Below are 16,249 nucleotides of genomic sequence, written 5' to 3'. Positions count from 1 at the left end.
AGATGTTCGCTGACGATGACCCCAGGCTCTCCCAGCTGCTCGATGGCATCGTCCGGCTCGCCTCCGGAGACCTCCAGTCGCGCATAGAAGTATCGCCGGCCCGGGACGAGCTCGACGCCATCATCATGGGCACCAACCTCCTGGCCGAGGACCTGCAGATCATATACGAAGAGCTTGAGCAGCGTGTTGAGGTCCGCACACAGCTGCTGCACGAAGCCCACCGCGAAATGCAGATGATGGCCATGCAGGATCCCCTAACCGGCCTCGCCAACCGCTCGGCGCTTCTGTCCGCACTGAAGTCCGCCCAGGACCACGACGGCGATCCCCTCAGCCAGCCCGTCATCCTCCTCCTTGACCTTGACGCCTTCAAATCCATCAACGACACCCTCGGCCACACTGCCGGCGATCAGGTCCTGATCACCGTGGCGCAACGCATCCGCAGCGCCGTCCGGACCAGCGACGTGGTTGCCCGGCTGGGCGGGGACGAGTTCGCCATCGTTATGCCGGCCACGGGCGCCGACCAGGCCACCGTCGTAGGCCAGCGCATCCTGGCCGCCATCAAGGAACCCATTGACCTGCCTGACCGGACCGTCCGCTGCGGGGCGAGCGTAGGACTCAGCGTCGGGGCGGCCGGGCGGAGGGCCGAGGACCTGCTGATGGAGGCCGATGTGGCCATGTACGCCTCCAAAGCCGAGGGCCAGAACCGGCTCCACGTCTTCGAACCCGGGCTCCTGCTCATCCGCAGGCTCCGCAGCCAACTCCTGGAGGATCTCCGGGCCGCCATCAAGGGCAACGGTCTGGTGCTGCACTACCAGCCTGTGGTTGAACTGGGCACCGGCCGCATTGAAGGGGTGGAAGCCCTGATCCGCTGGGACCACCCCACCCGCGGCCGCATCATGCCGGACGAGTTTATCCCGCTGGCAGAAGATGCCGGCCTGATCTCCGAACTGGGCCTGTGGGTGCTCAGCACCGCTGTAGGCCAGCTACGCACCTGGATTGATGCCGACGTGGTGGACAGCCGGTTTTCCGTCCGGATCAACATCTCTGCAACGGATCTGCAGAGCCTGCAGTTCATCGAGGACGTCCGCGCCGTGCTCAAGGAGACAGGCGTCCGTCCCGAGCAGGTTGTCCTGGAGCTGACCGAAGCGGCCATCGTCAGGGGCAACGAACTGGACCGGTATTCCCTGGGCGGGCTGCGCGGGCTGGGGGTCGGGATCGAGATCGACGACTTCGGTACCGGATACTCCTCCATCAGCTACCTGCGCCGGCTCCCCGTGGACCGGGTCAAAGTGGACCGGTCCCTGATCGAGGGCCTGGGTACAGACCCCAGCCAGCCGGCACTGGTGGCTGCAGTCCTGCAGTTAGTGCGCGCCTGCGGGCTCGAAGCCGTGTGGGAAGGCGTGGAAACGGCGGAACAGGCCGAGCACCTCCGGAACCTCGGGTGCCTCAGCGCACAGGGCTATTTCTTCAGCAAGCCCGTTCCGCCCGAACGGATTCCTGCGCTGTTGGCCGAAACTTCTTCCGAAAGTAATAGAGGTTGATCGATTAAGGGCTGCGCTTTGGATCATCCCGATATACGATCAAGTTGCGGTATCCGATTCTTCGAGGCCAGGAAGATCGGCATTAATCAGAAGTAGCGAATTCCGAAGGCATCTGGAAATTTGAAAATAAAGGGGCCAAGGAGCCATTACTTCGTCAACTGGGGGCGTTGCTAATGACGGTTCGGGTACAAGCTTGGGGAGTTATTGCGGCGGTTTTGGCGGATTCCGATCCTGCCGGGGCGGCAATACGTCAGCGCCTTAGCAACCGCTTGGGGGAAAACCCCGGCATGCCGGAACGGGCCCTGCTGGAATATCTTCTGGAACGCCGGCAACAGGACACCACAGACGCGAACACGCCCGACACCGCGCGCTTCCCGCAGCCTCCCAGCGCCATGCCGCCACAGGTGGCCGAGCAGCTGGATTCCTTGCGCAGCCTGTCGCGGATCAGCGCGCTGCTGGAAAACCAGATGTTGATGACCGCGTTCCAGCCCATCTACGGCCTCGAGTCCAAGGCCGTAGTGGGCGTAGAGGCGTTGTCGCGCTTTGTCAGCGACGACGGCGCCAGCGCGGAACTCTGGTTCGCCGAGGCGGCCGCCGTTGGATTGGGAGCCAACCTGGAATTCTCGGCACTCGCATCCGCAGCCGCCGCAGCCGCAAAACTCCCCCCGCAAGTCTATGTCGCCCTGAACATCTCCCCCACGTCATGCCTGGATCCCCGGCTGCCCGAATTGTTCGACCACATCGAGCTGCCAATAGACCGCATTGTGCTCGAATTGACGGACGGAATTTCGGACGAGGAATACTCGCATTTCGTTTCCGCAATTACGCCGCTCCGGGAACGCGGGCTGCGCATTGCAATCGATGACTCACACCCCGGCGCGGGCGCCCTCAGCCGGATGCTCCATCTGCGGCCCGACTTCATCAAGCTGGGCAGGAACGTGATCAGCGGCGTGGACACGGATACGTCCCAGCACGCCCTGGCCGCTTGCCTGGTGGACTTCGCGGAGCAGATCGGCAGTATTCTGGTGGCCGAAGGTGTTGAAACCACCGAGGAACTGATGGTCCTCACAGAGTTGGGCTTCAGCGCCGGCCAGGGCTACCTGCTGGGCCGGCCCTCGGTGCAGCCGAAGGATTGGGCGGCATGGAATACGCCGCTTGACCCCGACGGGCTCCACCGCCTCGCCGCAGCAGCCGATCACGGCACCCACGGTCCCGGCGGCTCCGACTAACGCAAGTCAGCCGCCGGGCCACTCGCCTCGCTCCTGCAAGACCTGCTTCAGCAGATCCGCGCGGTCCGTCACGATCCCGTCCACGCCCAGGTCAAGCAACCGGTGCATCTCGGCGGGGTGGTTGATGGTCCACACATGGACCACCAGGCCCAGGGCGTGCGACCTCCGCACATAGGCAGGCGTCACCACGCGGATCGCCCCGTACCGGACCGGAACCTGCAGCGCCTGGACATCCCGCAACGGACCCCGCAGGACAAATCGCAGCCACGCGGCCGGAAGCACCGGCCCCAGCAGGACGAACAGCGCGTTCGTCACCATCCCGGCGGACGACGCCACCGGGCGGCTCAGCAGCTCCAGCACCGCCCGGCGTCGGCGGTCCGAAAAACTGGCCACCAGGACCCGGTCATGCGCGCCGTGCCGTTCGATGCCGGCGGCCAGGCTTTGCACGGAGTTCCAGTCTTTGACGTCCAGGTTCAGCCGGGCGGCCGGGAAGGCCACCAGGAGGTCATCGAAGAGCGGCACGGGCTCGCGCCCGCCGATCCGCGCGGTGGAAACCTCGGCGGCGGTCAGCTCGGAAATCCGGCCACGGCCGTCAGTGACCCGGTCCAGGGTGTCGTCGTGGAAGAGCAGCAGCACGCCGTCGGAGGTGGTGTGCACATCCGTCTCGAGGTACTCATAGCCAAGTTCGGCGGCGGCCCGGAAGGCGGCCATCGAGTTCTCCAGCCCCTCCCGCGAGAATCCACGGTGGGCCATGGCGATGGGATGCGAAGGACGGGCAGCACCGCCGGAAGCATCAAAAAACGGCTCAGTCACGCTTGTGAGCGTACCGGAGCCGCTGGGCTATGCGTCCAGCGGCACAATCTCCACGCCGTCACTGCAGTGCAGCAGCGTGCGGCCGTGGCCGTCGTCCAGATCCACCCACACAGCGGTGTGGTCCCACGTGATGGCGTCCACGAACCCGCTGGTTTCGTATCCCGGGGCGCGGCGGACGCGCACGCGGTCGCCCTCTTTCAGTGCCTTCCAGTGCGCAGCCGGCTCTGCCGGGCGCAGCGGCGCTTCGGCCGCGCGTTGGTTGCCGTTCCTTGCCATGACTTCCCCTTTAGCCGCGGATGTGTATCCGTTGCCCACGGTAGGCGGCAAACGTGAACGGAAGGTGAGCGGAAGCTGTGAATTTCCGGCTACAGAGCCGGGATCAGGACAGCTCTACGCCCAGCGCCGCGAGCCTGGCCTCGAGAACCTGGGCCACGCCGTCGTCGTCAAAGTGGGGTGCCTGCTGCCCGGCGGCGCTGATGGCGTCCGGATGGCCGCTGGCCATGGCGTACCCGTGGCCTGCCCAGCGCAGCATCTCGACGTCGTTGGGCATGTCCCCGAACGCCACGACGTCGGCCGCGTCAATGGACAGGGAGTTGGCGTATTCGGCCAGGGTGACGGCCTTGTTGACGCCGGGGAGCGACAGTTCCAGCATCGCCACGGTGGGCGCGGAGTGCGTGGCGGCCGCCAGGTGGGCGACGGCGGGCCGCACCGCGGCCAGGAAGTCGTCCGCGGTGCCATCCCTGACAATCGCCAGGAATTTCACGACGGCGTCGTCCGGGGTGAGCGTTTCGGCCAGCGGGGCGGGGGTAAATTCGGCCAGCAGCTCGCTGGTGCCGTTCTCGATGAAACCGGGCTCAAGATGGAATCCGGTCAGTGTTTCCGCGGCGAAGAGAGCGGCCGGGCGCAGTTCCTTGATGATCCGCCGCAGTTCCAGCACCGCGTCCATGCCCAGCGTCCGGGCGGAAACCAGCCGGTCCGCTTCGAGGTCCCACACCACGGCGCCGTTGGAGCAGATGACCGTGCCGGTGTGGCCCAGCTGTTCCTCCAGCGGGTGGAGCCAGCGCGGCGGGCGGCCGGTGACAAAAACGAGCTCGATGCCGGCGTCCCGGCAGGCGTGGAAGGCCCGGACGGTGCGGTCGCTGATCTTTCCGTCGTGCCCAAGAATCGTTCCGTCAATATCACTTGCTACCAGCCGCATCCTGCCAGTCTACGTGGGGCAGGGGGCTTCCCGGGCCGTGAAGCCTCCTCCCTGGGGCCGGCCTGTTGGAGTCGCCCGGCGACGTTTTTTGACGCCGCGCTACGTTCTGTTGAGCCTGCACGTCGTTGCGTGAACGGTTGACGGCAGCGGCGACGTGGCCATCAACCCCACCGAAAACGCCCAGACGCTGAAACTGTTCCAGGACGGAAAGCTCGACGGCGCGTGGCTGCCTCAGCCCTGGGCCTCCCGCCTGGTGCTGACCGCCGGGGCCAAGGTCCTGGTTGACGAAAAGGACCTCTGGGACGGCTCACTCTCCGGCAAGGCCGGCGAGTTCCCCACCACCATCCTGGTTGTGAACAAGAAGTTCGCCGCCGAGCACCCGGACACCGTAAAGGCGCTCCTTAAGGGCCACGCTAAGTCCGTTGACTGGCTGAACAGCGCGGCTGCAGCCGAGAAGGCCAGCGTCATCAACGCTGCCCTCAAGGAAGCGGCCGGTGCCGAACTGAAGGCCGACGTGATCGAGCGGTCCCTGAAGAACATCGTCTTCACGGTCGATCCGCTCGCCGGAACCTACCCCAAGCTGCTCAAGGACGGCGTGGAGGCCGGCACCACCAAGCAGGCAGACATCAATGGCATCTTCGACCTGACGGCCCTCAACGAGGTCACCGGGGCGAAGACCTCGGCTGCCGGGCTCGGCAAGGAGTAGACCGCGTTCAACCCGCCCGCTTGCCTGCAACTTCTCCGGATTGCAGACAGGTGGGCGGGTTTTTCGCGTTCCCTCCGGGTTTCTTTTCGGGCCGACCGGCCGGGTCGATAATGACCGTATGGTTCACTTCACCGCCACTGTTCAGCTGCGGGGTCCCAATCCCTTCGTGGACGTCCCGACGACAGCTGTGGCTGAGCTGCTGCCGCTTGCGGAGCATGGCCGGATCAGGGTGACCGGCACGCTCAGGGGTACGGAGTTCAACGCCACCGTGATGCCGGTCTCAGGTCCGGACGGCACTTCCTGTATCTTTCCGGCGGCCTGAGGACGGCAACGGGCGTGCGCATCGGGGAAACGGTCACATTGGACGTTCAAGCGCTCAACACCAACGAGGTCATCCCACCCGGAGATTTATCGGCAGCCCTGGACGCGGCCGTGGGAGCGGCAGGCAACTGGGGGCAGCTGCCCGTTTCGCAGCGGCGGGAGTTGACGCGCTTCCTTGAGGACGCCCGAACCCCGTCGACGCGGGCGCGCCGGGTGGAGCAAATTATGGCCCAGGTGCTGGGCGGGGACGTCCGGCCGCCGGGCCTGCGCGCGGTGGGCTGCCAGGAGCATCTGCAGGGCCTAACACCCTGAAGATCACGCGCCATGACCCCGCGTCGCAGCGAACAAGCCCTGATAGTATTCCAATATTCATTGGAATACTGGAGGTCGAAAGTGAACCGGGACGCCTACGCGCACGTGGCGCGCATTGGAAAGGCCATCAGCAGCGGAAACCGGCTCGAACTCCTCGAGCTGTTGGCGCAGGCTGAGCAGTCCGTTGACAACCTGTCCCGCTTGTCCGGCATGGGGGTGACGACCGTTTCTGCCCACCTGCAAGTACTGAAGGGTGCCGGCCTGGTGCGGACGCGCAGGGATGGCACCAGGATCCACTACCGGCTGGCTGGTCCGGAGGTCGCCGGATTGTTCGTGGCGATGAAGAACATGGCGGCCCGGGTCCTCCCCGGCCTCTCCACCATCGACGGTGAGAAGGACTCCGGCAGCGGCCGCGATGACTCCGTGCCGCTGATCCGCACCATCGAGGAAATCCGCGAGGCATACATGCTTGATGTCCGCCCCGCGCACGAATACCAGGCAGGCCACTACCCGGGAGCGGCATCGATTCCCCTGGACGAGCTGGCCTCCCGGATCGGGGAAGTTCCGCGGGATCGGAGGGTCATCGTCTATTGCCGGGGCGAATTCTGCCGGCTCGCCCGTGATGCGGCACGTCTGATGCGCGGGCAGGGCATCGACGCGTACGCCATGGATGAAGGCGTCCTTGAATGGCGCGCCAGCGGCGACGTCGACCTGACCGCCACCGCATAGGCCCCGGCTGTGCAGCAGATCCCAGAAAAACTGGTCCAGTTCTACTCCTTTTCCCCGGAGCGCCGCCATGCGCTCTATCGGCGCACCCTCGCCGTCGTCATCATTTCCCAGATTTTCGGAGGGGCCGGTCTCGCCGCCGGCGTCACCGTCGGCGCCCTTCTGGCCCAGCAGATGCTCGGCACCGCAGGGCTGGCAGGCATCCCGGCGGCACTATTCACGCTCGGCTCAGCCGGGGCGGCCTTCCTGGTCGGACGGATTTCCCAATCCCGGGGCCGCCGTGCCGGCCTGGCCTCGGGATTCATCGCCGGCGGCATCGGAGCAGCCGGCGTCGTCCTGGCAGCGGTAACGGACAGCGTGGTCCTGTTATTCATTGCCCTTCTCGTCTACGGTGCCGGAACGGCCACCAACCTGCAGGCACGGTACGCCGGAACCGACCTCGCGCCACCCCAGCGGCGCGCCACCGCAGTCAGCCTGGCCATGGTGTCCACAACACTCGGCGCCGTTGCCGGACCGAACCTGGTCACCCCGATGGGCGCATTCGCCACAGCCTTGGGCATCCCGGCCCTGGCCGGACCGTTCCTGCTCGCCTCAGTCGCCTACGCCTTCGCGGGCCTGGTGCTGTATTTCTGGATGCGGCCCGACCCGCTCCTACTGGCTACCGCGATCAGTGCCCAGGACCGGGCGGAGACTGCCCCGGCCACCGATTCGCCGTCCACCCCGGAACCGCCGGGGAACAACCGCGGTGTCGCCGTCGGCACCACCGTCATGGTCCTCACCCAGATTGCGATGGTCGCCATCATGACCATGACCCCGGTCCACATGCAGTCGCACGGTCACGGCCTGACCGAAGTCGGAGTTGTGATCGGCATCCATATCGGCTTCATGTACCTGCCCTCGCTGATCACTGGCGTCGACCGGCTCGGCCGGGTCCCCATGGCCGTCGCCGCGGGCGTGACGCTCCTGGCAGCCGGGATCCTTGCGGCAACGGCCCCTGCGCAATCCATGGGGCAACTGATGATCGCACTCGCGCTGCTCGGACTGGGCTGGAACTTCGGCCTGATCAGCGGCACGGCCCTCATCGTCGACGCCACCCCGCTCGAAACCAGGGCCAAGATACAAGGCTCCATTGATGTCCTTATCGCCCTTGCCGGCGCAACAGGCGGCGCCCTGTCCGGAGTCGTCGTCGCCGGCGCCAGCTACGCCGTTCTGTCCCTGGCCGGAGGCGTCCTGTCCCTCCTTCTGATTCCCGTCGTGGTCTGGTCACAACGTACAACACCCCGTAACTGAGTGCCCCGCCGATTTCGGACGCCGCGGCCGGCGCCGTCCCGGCTAACCCTGGCGGGCTTCCCCGGCGACCAGGCTACACCGTGCGCGACCGCAGCGACGTGCTCGAAGGCGGCGGCTATCCCGGCGCGCCGGACTTGCGCGGCGCGCCAGCCTCGACGGGTAGCCCGGCCTCAGCCCACTCGGGATAGCCCTCCTCGAGCCTGACGGCAGGCATACCCTGTTCCCGCAGCGTCCGGACCGCCTCGTCGGCGAACACGCAGTACTGTCCGCGGCAGTATGCCACGATGATGCGGCCGTGCGGCAGGTCCTTCATCCTCCCCGCCAGCTCTCCGACAGGAACCGAAACCGCGCCCGGGATGTGGCCGGAGCGGAATTCGCGCTCAGGCCGCACATCGAGAACTACGACATCTCCGGCGGCCATTCGGTTGGTCAGCTCAGTCCGGGTCAGGGAGTCCAAGGCCGCCCTGTCCCCCAGGTAGGCCTCGGCGAGTTCGTCGAGTTCTGCGACATGCTCGGATGCAACCTCCCGCACGGCCGCCCAGAGTCGCGTGACAGCGGTGCCGCTGAGGCGGTAATGGATCCGCGTTCCTTCGCGACGGGTGCGCACCAGGCCTGCCCGCAGGAGCTGCTGAAGATGCTGCGAAGTATTGGCGATGCTCTGCCCGATTTCCTCGGCAATTTCGTCCACAGGGCGCTCACCCTGGGCCAGGACATCCACTATCTCGGCGCGCCGACCACTGCCAAGGACCTTGGCCACGGAAGCAAATGCATCAAACAGCTTGTCCTTTGCCGGCCTGTCACTCATGCCCGATCCTCCGCAAATCATATTCAAGTAGGTACTTGACAAGATATACCCACCGGGTGTCGTATTCAAGTATTCACTTGAATACCACCCGGGCCGCGCCACGGACCCCGGGACAACCCGGAAAAGAGGCGAATTGCGATGGAATCGACAGCGACCTTCCGCAATGGCATTGACGTCGACCAGCTACTGGGGACCATCGATGCGATCCAGGCAGATCCCACCCAGGGCAGCTTTACGTTCAGAGCCACCAGCACCTGGCGCGGCGGCACCCATAACTCGGGAAAGATCCTGGGATTCACCCATGCGGGGGAACCCGACACCACCCGGACCGGAGACTTCACGACCGAGGGTGACGAACCTCCCGTGCTCCTCGGAAACAACGCCGGACCCAATGCCGTCGAACTGCTGCTGCAGGCCCTGGGCTTCTGCTACGCCGTCGGATACGCGGCCAATGCGGCCGCCCAGGGTATAGAGATCAGTTCACTGGAGTTCCACGTCGAAGGCGATCTGGATGTTCGGCCCTTCCTCGGCCTCGAAGGACCTCGGCCCGGATTCACCGCCATCCGTGCGCAGGCACGGGTCTCCAGCCCGAATGCCACCCCGGAGCAGCTTCAGTCCCTATGCCGGTATGTCCAGGACACGTCACCGGTCCGCGACTGCCTGGCCAACCCGGTTCCGGTTGAAACCACCCTCGAAATCGTATGAAGCACGGGTATAGCCATGGACATGGGAACAGTTGCAGTTGACCGAACCGAGCTTGAGGACAAGGTCAAGCAGGTCTATCGGGCGGTGGCCCAAAACCCCGCTGGCAAGTACCACTTCAAGATGGGACGTGGTCTTGCGGTGCAGCTGGGCTACCCGGCCTGGCTGCTGGACGCGATCCCTGCCGCCGCCGTCGAGTCCTTCGCCGGGGTGGGATATTTTTTCGACCTGGCGGACCTCAGGCCCGGAGAAAAAATCCTGGACCTGGGCTCAGGTTCGGGGATGGACGTCTTCGCCGCCGCCGTCACGGTGGGATCCGGCGGGCAGGTGGTGGGCCTTGACATGACCGAGGAGCAGCTGGAGAAGGCCGACGGCCTGCGGAAAGAGGGCGGCTTTCCCCAGGTCGCCTTCGCGCACGGGTACATCGAAGAACTCCCCTTCGACGATGCCAGGTTCGACTGCATCATCTCCAACGGCGTCATCAACCTGTCCGCGGACAAAGCCGCTGTGTTCCGCGAAGCGGCACGCGTGCTGCGCCCAGGAGGACGCCTGGCGGTTGCCGATATCGTCACCGAAAGGCCGCTGACCCAACAGATTGTCTGCAACATTGATCTCTGGGCCGCCTGCATCGGTGGCGCCACGCAGGAAGACACCTACCAGGAATTGATCGCCGGCAGCGGGTTCGCGCTGAAAACGCTCCGGACGAATCCGTATGAGTTCCTCTCCGACAGCGCCCGTGCGGCGACCACGAAATACGGCGTCAGGAGCCTCTCGATCCTCGCGTATGCCGGCTGACCTGCGGCACGTTGCCTTCGGAATTGCGCCACGCATAAGGATCCCCAAAGCGCTCCGGTTGCGGTGAGGGCAGATGTCTCATCGGATTGCGTGCCGTTGCCTCCGCGTGGCCAAGCCGGCGGTCGGTGATGCCGGAATCAGCCTAAGTTGCAACTGAGTTCAGTTCGGCACGCGTGGGCGGGTTGGCGCCCGGGCGGGAAACCGTGACGGCCGCCGCGCGGGCAGCGTGGGCCAGGAGCTCAGCCAGGCCCTCGGCCGGAAGCTCGCGCAGGTCCTTCCGGTTCTGCGCGCCGTCCAGGCCCCGGTCCACGATCCCCGAAAGCAGCGCGGCCATAAAGGAATCACCTGCGCCCACGGTGTCGGCCACTTCCACGCGAGGCGCGTCAATCGCGGCTTCACCGGCGGCCGTAATTCCCCACGGACCGGCCGCGCCCCGCGTGACCACCACCACGGCCGGCCCCTCGGAGCCACCCAGCGACAGCCAGCGGCGCGCTGATTCCAGCACATCCACACCCGGATACAGCCACTCCAGGTCCTCGTCGGAGGCCTTGACCACGTCCGAGAGGGTGACAAACTTCTCCGCCTGCGTCCGTGCATAATCCACGTCGGTGATGATGCTGGGCCGGCAGTTGGGATCGAAGCTGATGGTGGCGGCGGGATGGGCGTGCTCGACGGCGGCGAGCACCGCCGCGGCGCCCGGCGCCAACATCGTGGCGATGGAGCCGGTGTGCAGCAGGGTGGTTCCCTGCAGCATAAAGGCGAGGCGGTCCGCCAGGCCGGGAAGCTCCCAGGCGAGATCGAACGTGTAGGTGGCGGCGCCGTCGTCGTCGATTACCGCGGTGGCTACGCTGGTTGGCAGCTCGTCGGGGCCCAGCGGCAGCATAACGGAGCTGGAGCGCAGGTGCGCCGCCACCGAATCCCCGTAGGCGTCGCGGCCGTAACGGCCGACGAATTGCACGGGATGGTCGAGGCGGGCCAGGCCCACCGCGACATTAAGGGGACTGCCGCCCACGTGGGCTTCGATTCCGGAGGCGCGCTGGACAACGTCAACAAGGCCCTCGCCTATAACTGTGAGCATGGTCATACTCTGCCAGAGATGCGACTGCCTACACAGGCGTGTTACGCGTCGCCCACCATGGAGATGTGACATCCCATGTCCTCTAGCCGATGACGGCTGCCATGCCCGACGTGGAACACGTCCTGGCGGTCCGCGGCACCGGCGGCTACCGGCAATACAGGATCCCCGCCCTCGCCGTCTCGCGGCAGGGCACCCTGCTGGCCGCCTATGACGGCCGCCCCAACCTCGATGACCTGCCCAACCCGATGGACCTCCTGCTCCGGCGCAGCACGGACAGCGGCCGGACCTGGGGCGATCAGCATATGGTGGGGACGGGCGGCGGCCTTAACGGCTACGGCGATCCGAGCCTCCTGGTGGACGTGGATACCGGCCGGATCTTTATGTTCCACGCCGCCGGTACGCATGCCGGATTCTTCGAAGCGGCGGCCAGGCTGGAGCCTAACTAGTGGATAACTAGTGGCCTTCGGCACCGGCGTCGGTGGCAGTTTTGTCCTGGCCGGGCACCCGGTCCTGGGACACCGCTATGCGGGCGGCCACGTGGGCCACTTCGCCTCGCCGTACGCATTCCACGAGGGCCAGGCTATTCTCTGCGTCTGCGGCGGCGCCGGGCATGTTGAGGCCATCGCCTCCGGGCCCGCCATCCGCGAGGCGTACGTGCGGCTCGGCGGCAAGGAACCGGCGCTGGACGCCCGCGGTGTCTTTGCCCTCGCCGGCGACAGCGATGCCATAGCCATCAAGGCGTGGGCATGGGCGCCTCTGCCGCCGGCCAGGCCGTGGGCGGACTCGCCAACATCCTGGACCCGAAGTGGTGGTGGTTTCCGGCGGGCTCTCCGACGCCGGCGCGCCCTGGTGGCGTCCCATGGAACGCGCCCTTCGCGCCGAACTCCTGCCCGCGCTGCTCGGCCTCCCCGTCCTCCCGCTAAACTCGGCAACGCAGCAGCAATGGTGGGCGCCGCGCGACTGGTCCTCACCACCACTCGGTCCTAAGCACCTCGTCATTCCCTGATCTTCAGCCCGCTCCGTCAACCTTCCAGAGGAACCGACCGTGATTCTGACCCCCAAAGCCCTGCGCGGGCAACTCATCGTGTCCTGCCAGGCGTATCCGGGCGAGCCCCTGCGGGACCCGCGCAGCACGGCGCAGATGGCCGCTTCCGCAGTGATCGGCGGCGCCGCTGCCGTCCGTGTCCAGGGTCTGGCCGATGTGCAGTTCACGCGTGCAGCGGTGGAGGTTCCGGTGATCGGGCTCTGGAAGGACGGTCACGACGGCGCCTTCATCACTCCCACACTCCGTCATGCTCTGGCGGCGGCCAACGCGGGCGCCCACGTGGTGGCCATCGACGGCACGCGCCGGGAGCGTCCGGACGGCCTGACCCTGGCCCTGGCCCTGGCCCTGGCCCAGACAGTGGCGGGCATCCACCACGATTCCCACGCCTTGGTGATGGCGGACTGCGGCTCGTTCGACGACGCTGCCGCGGCGGTCGAGGCCGCGGCCGTCGTCGTCGGAACCGCGATCACGCACCCGGCCACCATCACCGGCTGGTTCGCCGAGACCCTCAAGTGACGCCCGGGCCCACCGCCGCTGAGTCCGGGAGCTACCTGCTGGCCGGCACGGTCCTGACCGACGGCTCGATCCAGGACGACGCAGTGGTGGCCGTCGCGGACGGCCGCATCGCGTATGTAGGGCCCCGCGCGGGCTTGGATGAGGCGTCGCTGCCCGGTCTTGAGGAACTCGAACTGCCGCGGGGCAGCCTGATTCTGCCCGGCCTCGTTGACCTGCACTGCCACGGGGCCGTGGGCGGCGACTTCCCCAGCGGCGACAGCGGGGCTGCCAGGGCCGCCGTGGACTTCCTGCACCGCAGCGGCACCACCACGCTGCTGGCAAGCACGGTGACCGCGTCCCGCGAGGACCTGCTGCGCGGCCTGGAAACCCTGCGGCTGCTTGCCGATGAAGGGCTCATCGCGGGCATCCACTCCGAGGGGCCGTTCCTGTCCCACGCGCGATGCGGCGCCCAGGATCCGCGGTACCTGCGCGAGCCGGACCTCCCCCTGCTGGGCGAACTGTTGGCCGCGGCCGGCGGCCACCTGCGGACCATGACGTACGCGCCCGAACTTCCCGGCGCCGACGCCGTGGTGCGGATGCTCGCCGAGCACGGCGTCACGCCGTCGCTGGGCCACACTGACGCGGACGCGCGGACGACGGCGGCCTCCCTCACCGGGGCGGCGGAGCTGCTGGCGGCATCCGGCCTGGGGACCGTATCGCGCCCCACTATCACACACCTCTTTAACGGTATGCCGCCGCTGCACCACCGCAGCCCCGGACCTGTCGCCGCGTGCCTCCGGCTGGCCGGGGCCGGCACGATTGCCGTCGAACTCATCGCCGACGGCGCGCACCTGGACCCCGAAACAGTCCGGATGGTCTTCGAGTTGGTGGGGGCTGAAAACGTGGTCCTGGTGACCGACTCCATGGCCGCCACCGGGCTGCCGGACGGGGACTACGAGCTTGGCCCCGCCGCCGTTTCCGTCAGCGGTGCCGTGGCCCGGCTCAGCAACGGCACCCTCGCTGGCGGGACGGCCACATTGCTGGACGTTGTGCGGCGGACCATTAACGCCGGCGTGGAGCCGGCCGCCGCTGTTTTGTCAGCCACCGCGGTTCCGGCGGCCATCATCGGCCAGGGGCAGGAAATCGGAAGTCTCCGCGCGGGCCTGCGGGCCGACGTCGTAGTGGTGGACCGCAACTTCCGCCGCGTCCTGGTCCTGCGCGAGGGGCGCACCCTGGGCCGCCCCGCCGTCGGAGTTTAGCGCCGGCTCTGGCCTGCGGGAACGCCGTCAAGGCCGGCGTCCAGCACCGGCGCGCACGCGGGCAGGGGGCGGACAATTGGAGCACCTTGCAGTGACTGTTTGGAGCCATCATGCGCCGTTCCACTGGCTGGCTAAAACACCACAGGCTTTTGGCATTCTTTGTCCTGACCTACGCGATTTCCTGGGCATCGTGGCCCGCTTACGCGACAGGGCGCATTCCCCGCATGGAATTCCCGCCGTCCTTGTCCTGGTCACGGGGCTCATCACCATGGCACTCGGGGCCTCCGCCCCGGGCCTTGCACAGCTGACGTGGAGTGGGCTGCTGACCGTCTTCGCCGTCCGGCTGGTCAATCCGATGGACGGACCACTGGGCGAAGAACCCGGGTTCCGCGGCTACGCCCTCGCGCTCCTTCAGGCGTCCCGGCCTCCGCTGGTGTCCGCAGCCATTCTCGGCGTCCTCATAGCCCTCTGGCACCTACCGCTGGTCCTCTTTGGCGGGCTAAGCCTGATCGGCTTGCCGACGACGTTCGCCATCACCTTCCTTTACGTCTGGCTTTTCAACCGCACAGGCGGCAGCGTCCTGCTGACGCTCCTGTTCCACAACAGCCAGGGCACTTTCACCATGGGTTCCTTCGGCTTCACCGGCGCCGGCGCCGACCGCGCGGAGCTGATCTACTTCGGCGTCGTCGTCCTCGCGGTTCTGGCCACTGTGGCGCTGGACCGCCGGGCATGGCGCAAGGCACCCCGCCCGGCCACCGCCGTCGGGCGTTTCTCCTTCAGGAGGCGTCCCAGGTGAACGACGGCGGGCAACAGTCGCCCTTCGAGCGGCGCCTATAGTCCCGGTCAGGACCAGGCCACTCCCATCCAAGCACGGAGGAAAAATGGCCGTGGCCGGGCCCGGACTGGCAAAGCAGCTAACCGCTCACTTCATATCGTCTAGACTTTCGATTATGACCGGTGCCCCTCCCCGTCTTCTGGCCTGGCTCGTTGCCCTGACGATGCTCCTCACGGCGTGCGCGCCCGCGATCGGCTTTGACGAGACCGCCACCGATCGACCGATAGCGACGTCCTCGGCCCGGCCAGCCGCTGGCGACGTCGCCCCCGCCCCTCACCGGACTCCGGCCCCCACACCGACGCCGGTTCCCACGCCGACGGCGGTGCCCCAGGCGTTTGCCCTGAACCTCTACCAGGAGGGGGACTTCGTGCCGCAGTACACCTTCGACTGGTGTGTGGCGGCGAGCATCCAGATCGCGCACAACCTCATCGATGACACGGGGGGGCGGCACGTGGGCCGATCGCGCTCAGCAGAACGACCTGTGGGAGATGGCCCGGGCACGGTCGTCCAACTCGTTCAACGGTGCCAACCCATTGGGTTGGGCCGAGGTGCTGACTGACGTGGGGATGGGGCCATACGCCGTTGTCAGCATCGCCAACTACGAGGACGCACCGCAAACGGCGGCGCGTGCCATCACCGAAACGGGCCGGCCGGTCGGGCTGGTCATGTGGAGCGGTCGCCACGCGTGGGTGATGAGCGGGTTCGAGTCGCTCGGCGATCCCGGCCAGTTCCCGGAGTTCTCGGTCACCGGCGTCCGCGTCCAGGATCCGCTCTACCCGCACGGCAGCGGGCAGTGGGGTCCATCGCCTGCGCCCAACAGCCTGCTCAGCCCCGAGCAGCTGGCGACGCAGTTCGTGGTCCGTGAGCCGCGACGCTGGAGCAGCGATCTGCCGGCGGGCTACCTGCTGGTGCTGCCGCAGGCCGAGGCCTGACCAGGTTTTTTGTGCCCTGAGCTTACTTCAATCTGGATTGAAGACTGGCAAGGAAGAGGCAGCGCGCCTAGGACGCTGCTGAACAATTTGGGTGGTTTAAGGCGCGCCTGCTGGACTTGCCGGGCTGGTCGTTAAGACTGGTTGGATGCAAGGTATTGAGGACGCCC

General features: G+C 66.8%; 19 protein-coding genes and 1 pseudogene. 15 read left to right on the top strand and 5 right to left on the bottom strand.

What is annotated here, in order from left to right; genetic code table 11:
• The first annotated feature begins 2 nt into the window (after window positions 1–2).
• Window positions 3–1,541, top strand: coding sequence for a putative bifunctional diguanylate cyclase/phosphodiesterase (locus NG698_RS15595; RefSeq protein ID WP_252601971.1), 1,539 nt, complete (start codon window positions 3–5; stop codon window positions 1,539–1,541).
• A 287-nt stretch (window positions 1,542–1,828) separates the two neighbouring features.
• Complete coding sequence (locus tag NG698_RS15590; protein ID WP_252601969.1) at window positions 1,829–2,770, top strand: EAL domain-containing protein; 942 nt, start codon at window positions 1,829–1,831, stop codon at window positions 2,768–2,770.
• 6 nt (window positions 2,771–2,776) lie between these two features.
• Here the strand turns inward: NG698_RS15590 and NG698_RS15585 are convergent, their stop codons facing one another.
• The 3 genes from NG698_RS15585 to NG698_RS15575 form a co-directional block, all read right to left on the bottom strand.
• Window positions 2,777–3,583: a glycerophosphodiester phosphodiesterase family protein gene (locus NG698_RS15585; protein ID WP_374209961.1), complete on the bottom strand. Its 807-nt coding sequence runs from the start codon at window positions 3,581–3,583 to the stop codon at window positions 2,777–2,779.
• A 27-nt stretch (window positions 3,584–3,610) separates the two neighbouring features.
• A complete protein-coding gene (locus NG698_RS15580; protein WP_252610889.1) occupies window positions 3,611–3,859 on the bottom strand; it encodes a hypothetical protein in 249 nt (82 codons plus the stop codon).
• A 103-nt stretch (window positions 3,860–3,962) separates the two neighbouring features.
• Window positions 3,963–4,781 (bottom strand): HAD family hydrolase, encoded by an 819-nt coding sequence (locus NG698_RS15575; RefSeq protein ID WP_252601965.1) that lies wholly within the window; start codon window positions 4,779–4,781, stop codon window positions 3,963–3,965.
• Window positions 4,782–4,917: 136 nt separating this feature from the next.
• Here NG698_RS15575 and NG698_RS15570 point away from each other — a divergent pair.
• The 5 genes and pseudogenes from NG698_RS15570 to NG698_RS15550 all read left to right on the top strand — a co-directional run.
• Window positions 4,918–5,487: pseudogene (locus NG698_RS15570) on the top strand (ABC transporter substrate-binding protein); the annotation flags it as partial.
• 118 nt (window positions 5,488–5,605) lie between these two features.
• Window positions 5,606–5,809 carry a DUF1905 domain-containing protein gene (locus NG698_RS15565; RefSeq protein WP_252610887.1) on the top strand — a complete coding sequence of 68 codons (204 nt, stop codon included), beginning with the start codon at window positions 5,606–5,608 and terminating at the stop codon, window positions 5,807–5,809.
• A gap of 14 nt (window positions 5,810–5,823) precedes the next feature.
• Complete coding sequence (locus NG698_RS15560; RefSeq protein ID WP_252601959.1) at window positions 5,824–6,120, top strand: YdeI/OmpD-associated family protein; 297 nt, start codon at window positions 5,824–5,826, stop codon at window positions 6,118–6,120.
• An 81-nt stretch (window positions 6,121–6,201) separates the two neighbouring features.
• Window positions 6,202–6,849 carry a metalloregulator ArsR/SmtB family transcription factor gene (locus NG698_RS15555; RefSeq protein WP_252610885.1) on the top strand — a complete coding sequence of 216 codons (648 nt, stop codon included), beginning with the start codon at window positions 6,202–6,204 and terminating at the stop codon, window positions 6,847–6,849.
• A gap of 9 nt (window positions 6,850–6,858) precedes the next feature.
• Complete coding sequence (locus tag NG698_RS15550) at window positions 6,859–8,136, top strand: MFS transporter (protein ID WP_252610883.1); 1,278 nt, start codon at window positions 6,859–6,861, stop codon at window positions 8,134–8,136.
• A 115-nt stretch (window positions 8,137–8,251) separates the two neighbouring features.
• Here NG698_RS15550 and NG698_RS15545 read toward each other — a convergent pair whose 3' ends face one another.
• Window positions 8,252–8,941 (bottom strand): ArsR/SmtB family transcription factor, encoded by a 690-nt coding sequence (locus NG698_RS15545; protein WP_252601952.1) that lies wholly within the window; start codon window positions 8,939–8,941, stop codon window positions 8,252–8,254.
• Between the two features lie 138 nt (window positions 8,942–9,079).
• Between NG698_RS15545 and NG698_RS15540 the strand changes: the two genes are divergently transcribed.
• The gene (locus tag NG698_RS15540) at window positions 9,080–9,646 is read left to right on the top strand and encodes an OsmC family protein (RefSeq protein ID WP_252601949.1); all 567 of its coding nucleotides are present in this window, start codon (window positions 9,080–9,082) and stop codon (window positions 9,644–9,646) included.
• A 21-nt stretch (window positions 9,647–9,667) separates the two neighbouring features.
• On the top strand, window positions 9,668–10,438 hold the full coding sequence (locus tag NG698_RS15535) for a methyltransferase domain-containing protein (protein ID WP_252610881.1): 771 nt from the start codon (window positions 9,668–9,670) through the stop codon (window positions 10,436–10,438).
• A gap of 142 nt (window positions 10,439–10,580) precedes the next feature.
• On the opposite strand, the gene NG698_RS15530 is transcribed toward NG698_RS15535, so the two are convergent.
• Window positions 10,581–11,516 (bottom strand): PfkB family carbohydrate kinase, encoded by a 936-nt coding sequence (locus NG698_RS15530; protein ID WP_252601944.1) that lies wholly within the window; start codon window positions 11,514–11,516, stop codon window positions 10,581–10,583.
• A gap of 89 nt (window positions 11,517–11,605) precedes the next feature.
• Between NG698_RS15530 and NG698_RS15525 the strand changes: the two genes are divergently transcribed.
• From NG698_RS15525 to NG698_RS21795, 6 genes are all read left to right on the top strand, one after another.
• A complete protein-coding gene (locus tag NG698_RS15525; protein WP_252610879.1) occupies window positions 11,606–11,962 on the top strand; it encodes a sialidase family protein in 357 nt (118 codons plus the stop codon).
• A 10-nt stretch (window positions 11,963–11,972) separates the two neighbouring features.
• Window positions 11,973–12,503, top strand: coding sequence for an ROK family protein (locus NG698_RS15520; protein WP_252601938.1), 531 nt, complete (start codon window positions 11,973–11,975; stop codon window positions 12,501–12,503).
• A gap of 58 nt (window positions 12,504–12,561) precedes the next feature.
• Complete coding sequence (locus tag NG698_RS15515; protein WP_252610877.1) at window positions 12,562–13,077, top strand: beta/alpha barrel domain-containing protein; 516 nt, start codon at window positions 12,562–12,564, stop codon at window positions 13,075–13,077.
• On the top strand, window positions 13,074–14,315 hold the full coding sequence (nagA, locus tag NG698_RS15510) for an N-acetylglucosamine-6-phosphate deacetylase (protein ID WP_252610875.1): 1,242 nt from the start codon (window positions 13,074–13,076) through the stop codon (window positions 14,313–14,315). Before NG698_RS15515 ends, nagA begins: the two co-directional genes overlap by 4 nt.
• A gap of 91 nt (window positions 14,316–14,406) precedes the next feature.
• Window positions 14,407–15,111: a CPBP family intramembrane glutamic endopeptidase gene (locus tag NG698_RS21800; protein WP_252610873.1), complete on the top strand. Its 705-nt coding sequence runs from the start codon at window positions 14,407–14,409 to the stop codon at window positions 15,109–15,111.
• Between the two features lie 470 nt (window positions 15,112–15,581).
• Window positions 15,582–16,082, top strand: coding sequence for a hypothetical protein (locus tag NG698_RS21795; RefSeq protein WP_308293043.1), 501 nt, complete (start codon window positions 15,582–15,584; stop codon window positions 16,080–16,082).
• The last annotated feature ends 167 nt before the right edge of the window (window positions 16,083–16,249 follow it).

Origin of the sequence: Pseudarthrobacter raffinosi (genome assembly GCF_023913735.1) — a bacterium.
Taxonomy (GTDB): Bacteria; Actinomycetota; Actinomycetes; order Actinomycetales; family Micrococcaceae; genus Arthrobacter; species Arthrobacter raffinosi.
The sequence above is the reverse complement of the archived record's forward strand: the minus strand, read 5'-3'. Positions and strand labels throughout refer to the sequence as shown.

Coding starts and splice junctions, on each gene's coding strand:
- NG698_RS15595 (WP_252601971.1), top strand. CDS start 3: ATGTTCGCTGACGATGACCCCAGGCTCTCCCAGCTGCTCGATGGCATC.
- NG698_RS15590 (WP_252601969.1), top strand. CDS start 1,829: ATGCCGGAACGGGCCCTGCTGGAATATCTTCTGGAACGCCGGCAACAG.
- NG698_RS15580 (WP_252610889.1), bottom strand. CDS start 3,859: ATGGCAAGGAACGGCAACCAACGCGCGGCCGAAGCGCCGCTGCGCCCG.
- NG698_RS15575 (WP_252601965.1), bottom strand. CDS start 4,781: ATGCGGCTGGTAGCAAGTGATATTGACGGAACGATTCTTGGGCACGAC.
- NG698_RS15565 (WP_252610887.1), top strand. CDS start 5,606: ATGGTTCACTTCACCGCCACTGTTCAGCTGCGGGGTCCCAATCCCTTC.
- NG698_RS15545 (WP_252601952.1), bottom strand. CDS start 8,941: ATGAGTGACAGGCCGGCAAAGGACAAGCTGTTTGATGCATTTGCTTCC.
- NG698_RS15540 (WP_252601949.1), top strand. CDS start 9,080: ATGGAATCGACAGCGACCTTCCGCAATGGCATTGACGTCGACCAGCTA.
- NG698_RS15535 (WP_252610881.1), top strand. CDS start 9,668: ATGGGAACAGTTGCAGTTGACCGAACCGAGCTTGAGGACAAGGTCAAG.
- NG698_RS15530 (WP_252601944.1), bottom strand. CDS start 11,516: ATGCTCACAGTTATAGGCGAGGGCCTTGTTGACGTTGTCCAGCGCGCC.
- NG698_RS15525 (WP_252610879.1), top strand. CDS start 11,606: ATGACGGCTGCCATGCCCGACGTGGAACACGTCCTGGCGGTCCGCGGC.
- NG698_RS21795 (WP_308293043.1), top strand. CDS start 15,582: ATGACACGGGGGGGCGGCACGTGGGCCGATCGCGCTCAGCAGAACGAC.